The organism is Sphingomonas bacterium (assembly GCF_903644135.1).
Taxonomy (GTDB): Bacteria; Pseudomonadota; Alphaproteobacteria; order Sphingomonadales; family Sphingomonadaceae; genus Sphingomonas.
The window spans coordinates 1-6,229 of the sequence record NZ_CAHJXA010000164.1; the positions used below are offsets into that span (position 1 = coordinate 1).

Consider the following 6,229-nt stretch of genomic DNA (forward strand, 5'->3'; position numbering starts at 1 on the left):
GGGTGGCACACGCGCTGGGCGTCGCCTTCTGGGACTGGGGTGCGCGGATGGGCGGGCGCTGCTCGGCCACCGCCTGGGCGAGCGCGTCGCCGCCGCTGATGCGCGGCGACCGCGTCCACTTCACCTCGGCCGGCGGGGCGGAGATCGCGCGTCGCCTGCAGGCCGACCTCGACGCCGCAATGGCCCCCTAGGCGGATGCTGTTCCCGACGCTTGGCTTCGGCCTGTTCTTCCTGTTCGTCTACGTCGTCGCCTGGGCGTTCTCGGCCAGCAACGAGTGGCGCAAGATCGCGCTGCTGCTCGCCAGCTGGTTCTTCTACGGTGCTTGGGACGGGCGGTTCGTGGCGCTGCTGATCGGGTCGGCGGCGGTCAACTGGGCATTGGCGCGGTTGGTCGCCCGCTCGTCGCGGCCCGGCGTGCGCAAGGCGCTGGTCTGCGTCGGCGTGGCGGCGAACCTCGGCGTGCTCGGCGGGTTCAAATATGCCGGCTTCTTCTCCGAACAGCTCGCCGCGCTGCTGGGCGTCCTTGGCCTGACCCGCGACGTGCCGCTGCTCCAGGCCCTGCTGCCGGTCGGCATCTCGTTCTTCACCTTTCAGGCGATCTCGTATCTCGTCGACGTCTATCGGGGCCGGGTCGAGCCGGCGGGGCTGCTCGACCTGACGCTGCTGATGTCGTTCTTCCCGCACCTCGTCGCCGGGCCGATCGTGCGCGCGTCGGACCTGCTGCCGCAGTTCCGCGAAGCACCGCGCGCCGATCGCGGCCGGGCGACGGCGGGGCTGCTGCTGATCGTCTGGGGGCTGTTCAAGAAGGCGGTGATCGCGTCCGAGCTGGCGACGGCGCTGGTCGACCCGGCGTTCCACGATCCCGCGTCGCGGTCGAGCTTCGACCTGCTGATCGCCGGCTATGGCTATGCGGTGCAGATCTTCTGCGACTTCTCCGCCTATACCGACATGGCGATCGGCATCGCCGCGCTGCTCGGCTACACCTTCCCGCGCAATTTCGACCAGCCGTATCGCGCCCGCTCGCTGCAGGAGTTCTGGCGGCGCTGGCACATCAGCCTGTCGAGCTGGCTGCGCGACTATCTCTATATCCCGCTCGGCGGCGGACGCGGCTCGCTGGCGTTCGCGTGCCGCAACCTGATGCTGACCATGCTGCTCGGCGGGCTGTGGCATGGCGCGAGCTTCAACTTCATCATCTGGGGCGCGTGGCACGGCGCGGTGCAGAGCGCCGAGCGCATCTGGCGCGCCCGGAAGCCGGCATGGTGGCGGCCGCTGCCCGCTTGGGCGGGGGTGCTGGTGACGTTCCACATCGTCCTCGCCGGCTGGATCTTCTTTCGCGCGGCGACGCTGGCGGAGGCGCTGCGCTATTGCGGCGGGCTGTTCACCGGCAACTGGCGCGACACGCTGGTGACGCCGCTGTCGCTGGCGCTGGTGGCGCTGGGCCTGGGGATCAACTTCCTGCCGGCGCGCTGGCTGCCGCGGCTGGCCGAACGGTTGCGCCACTGGCCGGCCCCGCTGCTCGGGCTGGCGCTCGGCGTCGCGATCCTGGTGATCGACACGATGCGCCCGGCCGGCGTCGCGCCGTTCATCTACTATCGGTTCTAGGAGGACGCATGACCACCAGTGCGGACCAGGGCTCGATCGCCGATGTCGGCTCGCCGGTGCTGATCGCGGCCGATCCGGTCGACGACGACGCCGCATGGCGCTGGACCAGCGTGACGATCGCGGTCGCGACGGTGCTGCTCGTCCTGCTCAACGCCGACGCGGTGAGCGGCTGGTTCGACGATCTCACCCCCAACACCGTCGTCGAGCAGGCGCACGCACCGGTCGCCGGCTGGGCCGATGCGACCAGGCGCGGCGGGCTGGATGCGCCGCGCGCGACGCTCCATGCGGCGTGGCAGAAGGTGCGCGCCGCGCGCTTCGGCAGCGAGCAGCCCGGCGAGCGCGGCGCGGCCGACTAGCGGTAGAAGACGTGACCGCCGATCTGCGCCACGCGCACCCGGCCGGCCATCGGCGAATAGGCGGCGTGGAAGAACAGCGCGCCCGGCGCGACCTCGTCGCCGCCGCCGTTCAGCGTGTCGGTGGCGATCGCCACCGCGTCGCTCCAGCCGTCGGTGGAGCGCTGCGGCTCGAACGCGTCGACGTCGAAGAACTGGCCGTGCTGCTTGGCGACCGCGCAGGCGTCGGCGGCGAAGCGGCCGCTCTTGATGCGGGTACGGATGACCTGGGCGACCGCGACGCGGCCGATGCGCGGCTCGTTGGCGGCTTCGTGCATGATGATCTTGGCGATGCACTCGACCTGCCGGAGATCTGGCGTCGGCGCGGCGGCCACCTGGGGCGTCAGGTCGGGAGCGGGTTCGCTCGGCAGGATCGCCGCCGGCGTGGTCTGCGCGAAACTGGCCGTGGAAGAGGCGATGGCCATCGTCACGGCGATCGCGGACAGCGACAGGAGCTTGTTGATCGTAGGTCGGGAACCGGTGTGCATCTAGGGCCGCTTATGTGCGCAAGGCGTCCGGGCGACCGCGAGAGGCGGTAAGTGGCGAGCCGCCGGATTCCCCACGTCTCGCCTTTTCCGTCCAATACAGGAAGGGGTCGGCTCAACTGCCGCGCGCGATGGCTGCGGCCTGGCGGAGAGTCAAAGCGCGCTCGGCGAACCGTTGCGGAACCGGGACGAACGCTGCCCCTGGCCGATGCGGTGAGAAGCATGACCGGATGCGCGATCCGGGGTTAGATAATCGCGGCCGGGTTCGCTAAATCGTGTCCATGACCGCCGCCAACCTTCGCCGCCTGCGCCAGCTTCACCTGTATTTCGCGGTGTTCTTCGCGCCCGCGATCGTCTTCTTCAGCTTCTCGGGCGTGCTGCAGACCTATGGCTTCCACGAGGCGCGGGGCGGCCGTGGCGAGCCGCCCGCATGGATCAAGATCATCGCCAGCCTCCACCAGCATCAGCGGCTGCACCGGCCCGAACGACCCAGGCCAGCCGGCCCGGCGCTGACCGCGGCGGGTGACCACGACCACCCGCGCGGCGGTGGTGGTGGCGACGACCATGCCCGGCCGCCGGGTGGCGGCAACGGCATCGGGCTGATCGGGCTGAAGCTGTTCACCGGCCTGATGGGCGTCGGCCTGATCGTCGCCTCGCTGCTCGGCATCGTCATCGCGCTCGCCACCCGCTCGACGCGGCGGGTGTCGGTGGTGATGCTGGTGCTGGGAACGTTGCTGCCGGTGGCGCTCATCCTCGTCTGATCGCTGCACCTCGACCCCGCGCCCCGCCCGCGCTAGGCCGGTGCGCGGTGCTGCGCGTCGTCCACCATCCCGATTATGTCGGCCCCGCCCCGCCCGACAGCGGCGTCGCGTCCGACAAGTACGGGCTGGTGATGGACGCGCTGCGCGACAGCGGCACGGCCCTGGAGGTCCATACCCCCGCGCCGATGCCGCGCGAGTGGATCGAGGCGGTGCACGACTCCGCCTATGTCGAGCAGGTGCTGGCGCTGGCGGTTCCGCGCGACAAGGAGCGGCGGATCGGCTTTCCGGTGACGGCGCATGTCCGCCGCCGCTCGCTGCTGTCGGTGGGCGGCACCTGGGCGGCGGCGCGGCTCGCCCTCGCGCACGGCTTCGCCGCCAATGGCGCGGGGGGCAGCCACCATGCCCTCGCCGACACCGGCGCGGGCTATTGCGTGTTCAACGACCTCGCCATCGCCGCCAACCGCCTGCTCGCCGAGGGCGAGGCGGGGCGCATCCTGATCCTCGACCTCGACGTGCATCAGGGCGACGGCACCGCGGCGCTGACCGCGGGCAAGCCTGCGATCTTCACCCTGTCGCTACACGCCGAGCGCAACTTCCCGGCGCGCAAGCAGCGCTCGACGCTCGACGTGCCGCTCGCCGACGGGCTGGGCGACGACGCCTATCTGGCGGCGCTGGCCGAGGTGTTGCCGGGCGTGCTCGACCGGTTCGCGCCCGACCTGATTCTCTACCAGGCGGGGGTCGATCCGCATGGCGACGACCGGCTCGGCCGGCTGGCGCTGAGCGATGCCGGCCTGGAGCGGCGCGACCGCTATGTCATGCACCAGGCGCGGACCCGCGGCATCGCCGTCGCGAGCACGCTGGGCGGCGGCTATGGCGAGGACCGGCTGGCGATCGCCCGCCGCCATGCCGCGACGATGCTGGCGCTCGCCGACGAGGCGGAGTGGTCGGGCCAGCCCGACGGCAGCAGGAGATCGCCATGCCTCACCTGACCGGCGGCCGCGTCGCAGCGCTGATCCTGCTCGCCATCGTCGTCGCGCTGGGGATCGCCGCGGCGATGACCTCGCCGCCGGGGCTGCTCAGCTTCCTCGACGGCATGGTCGGCGGCGGCCGCGGCACGCACCGCACCGGCGAGGGCATCCCGTTCGGTCGCCACGGCCAGACGCTCGACGTGTGGCAGCCGCAGTCCGGGCCGGGCGGCGTCGCACACCATGGCCTGCCGGTGGTAATCTTCTGGTACGGCGGCGGCTGGGCGCACGGCTCGCGCGGGGCGTACGCCTTTGCCGGCCGTGCCTTCGCCCATGCCGGCTTCATCGCGATCGTGCCCGACTATCGCAAGGTGCCGGCGGTCAGCTTCCCCGCCTTCCTGCAGGACGGGGCGGAGGCGGTGAAATGGGCGCGCGACCATGTCGCCGACTATGGTGGCGACCCGCGCCGGATCGCGCTCGCCGGCCATTCGGCGGGGGCGTATACGGCCGCGATGCTGACCCTCGACCCGCGCTGGCTGCGGGCGGAGGGCGTCGATCCGGGCATCGTCAAGGCGGCGGTCGGCCTGTGCGGACCCTATGACTTCTATCCCTTCACCGTCGAGCGCGCGGCGGCGGCGATGCGCGGCGCGGCCGATCCGCTGATGACCCAGCCGATCCACTTTGCCCGCGCCGACGCCGCGCCGATGCTGCTGGTGTCGGCGGGCGACGACGTGCAGGTCCACGCCCATAACGCGATCAACCTGACCGCGCGGCTGAAGGCGGTCGGGGGCCGTGTCCTCCACGAGGATTATCCTGGCCTCAGCCATGAGAACATCGTCATGGCGCTGTCCAAGCCGTTCCGCGGCAAGGGGCCGGTGCTGGCGCACGCCGTCGCCTTCCTGAACCGCGAGATGCCGCCAAGCCGCTGACCGCCGCCCCTGCCCGAACTCCGGTGGCAAAGACTTAACCTCGTCCCGCTACACCGGCGGGCGAGGCACCGTGACGATATTCCCTGCTCGCATCCCTGGCCGGGCGACCGGCCCCCTGATCACCGGCGCGGCGTTCTATGTCGCCGCCGCAGGGGCGTTGATGCTCACCCGGGGCATCGACGGACTGGCCGCGCTGTGGCCGGCGAACGGCATCCTCCTCGCCGCGCTGATCATCGTCGCGCCGCGCAACGCCTGGAAGCACATCGCCGCCGCCGGCATCGCCAGCTTCCTTGCCAATCTGGGCGCGGGCGTCGGCGTGGTCGCCAGCGCCGGCTATACCCTCGCCAATATCGTCGAGGCGTTGATCGCGTGGCGGCTGGCGCAGGGCCGCGACCGCAGCCTGCCCTCGTTCCTGACTCCCGCGGCGGTCGCCCGCTTCTTCCTCGCCGCCTGGGTGGCGGCGCTGGTCAGCGCGACATTGGCGGCGATATTCACGCTGTCGAACGCGCTCGCCAGCTGGTCGTCATGGGTGACGACCGACCTGCTCGGCATGTTGATCGTCACGCCGGTGATCGTCACCGGCTACGCCGCGCTGGGCGCGCGCGCGCGGGCGGCGGCGAGACCGGTCGAGACGGCCACTCTCCTGTTCGGTGTCGGCGCGATCACCGCCTTCTCGTTCACGCAGTCGAGCTATCCGCTGACCTTCCTGCCGCTTGCCGCGCTGCTGGTCGCGACGTTGCGACTGGGGCCGTTCGGGGCGGCGGCCGGGGTCGCGATCATCGCCGCGATCTGCTCGTGCTGCAGCAGCTTCGGGCTGGGGCTGCTGGGCTCGTTCCACCATGGCGGCGCCAAGCTGCCGGTCATGTTCCTCCAATTCTACCTGTTCGTGCTGCTGGCGACCAGCCTGCCGCTCGCCGCGCTGCTCGCCGTGCGCGATCGGCTGATGCGGCAGCTGGGCGAGAGCAACCGGCTGTTGCGCCTCGCCGAGCGCAGCGCCGGGCTGGGCCATTGGCGGGTCGGCACCGCGGGGCGGGCGAGCTATTGCTCGCCGGAGGTGCTGCGCATCCACGGGCTGACCGCCGATCAGGCCCTGCC

7 protein-coding genes and 1 pseudogene are annotated in these 6,229 nt (G+C 71.6%); 7 read left to right on the forward strand and 1 reads right to left on the reverse strand.

The annotated features are described in order from the left end of the window. The 3 genes and pseudogenes from HUU96_RS09590 to HUU96_RS09600 form a co-directional block, all read left to right on the forward strand. Positions 1-191: pseudogene (locus tag HUU96_RS09590) on the forward strand (SGNH/GDSL hydrolase family protein); the annotation flags it as partial. Between the two features lie 4 nt (positions 192-195). Continuing rightward, positions 196-1,602 (forward strand): MBOAT family O-acyltransferase, encoded by a 1,407-nt coding sequence (locus tag HUU96_RS09595; protein WP_174292595.1) that lies wholly within the window; start codon positions 196-198, stop codon positions 1,600-1,602. Positions 1,603-1,610: 8 nt separating this feature from the next. Beyond that, a complete protein-coding gene (locus tag HUU96_RS09600; protein WP_174292596.1) occupies positions 1,611-1,958 on the forward strand; it encodes a hypothetical protein in 348 nt (115 codons plus the stop codon). Here HUU96_RS09600 and HUU96_RS09605 read toward each other — a convergent pair. Continuing rightward, entirely contained in the window at positions 1,955-2,419 is a 465-nt protein-coding gene (locus HUU96_RS09605; RefSeq protein ID WP_174292597.1) for a cell wall hydrolase, read from the reverse strand. The genes HUU96_RS09600 and HUU96_RS09605 overlap by 4 nt on opposite strands. Before the next feature lie 341 nt (positions 2,420-2,760). Here HUU96_RS09605 and HUU96_RS09610 point away from each other — a divergent pair, with 341 nt between their 5' ends. The 4 genes from HUU96_RS09610 to HUU96_RS09625 all read left to right on the forward strand — a co-directional run. Continuing rightward, positions 2,761-3,240: a hypothetical protein gene (locus HUU96_RS09610; protein WP_174292598.1), complete on the forward strand. Its 480-nt coding sequence runs from the start codon at positions 2,761-2,763 to the stop codon at positions 3,238-3,240. Between the two features lie 47 nt (positions 3,241-3,287). Beyond that, positions 3,288-4,229, forward strand: a complete 942-nt coding sequence (locus HUU96_RS09615) for a histone deacetylase family protein (protein WP_174292599.1) — start codon at positions 3,288-3,290, stop codon at positions 4,227-4,229. Next, positions 4,217-5,134 carry an alpha/beta hydrolase gene (locus HUU96_RS09620; protein WP_174292600.1) on the forward strand — a complete coding sequence of 306 codons (918 nt, stop codon included), beginning with the start codon at positions 4,217-4,219 and terminating at the stop codon, positions 5,132-5,134. Before HUU96_RS09615 ends, HUU96_RS09620 begins: the two co-directional genes overlap by 13 nt. A 70-nt stretch (positions 5,135-5,204) precedes the next feature. Continuing rightward, a partial coding sequence (locus tag HUU96_RS09625; protein WP_174292601.1) for an MASE1 domain-containing protein occupies positions 5,205-6,229 on the forward strand: 1,025 nt, incomplete at its 3' end.

Bases quoted from the DNA above. Each gene is read 5' to 3' on its own strand.
- HUU96_RS09595 (WP_174292595.1), top strand. From the start codon at position 196: ATGCTGTTCCCGACGCTTGGCTTCGGCCTGTTCTTCCTGTTCGTCTAC.
- HUU96_RS09600 (WP_174292596.1), top strand. From the start codon at position 1,611: ATGACCACCAGTGCGGACCAGGGCTCGATCGCCGATGTCGGCTCGCCG.
- HUU96_RS09605 (WP_174292597.1), bottom strand. From the start codon at position 2,419: ATGGCCATCGCCTCTTCCACGGCCAGTTTCGCGCAGACCACGCCGGCG.
- HUU96_RS09610 (WP_174292598.1), top strand. From the start codon at position 2,761: ATGACCGCCGCCAACCTTCGCCGCCTGCGCCAGCTTCACCTGTATTTC.
- HUU96_RS09620 (WP_174292600.1), top strand. From the start codon at position 4,217: ATGCCTCACCTGACCGGCGGCCGCGTCGCAGCGCTGATCCTGCTCGCC.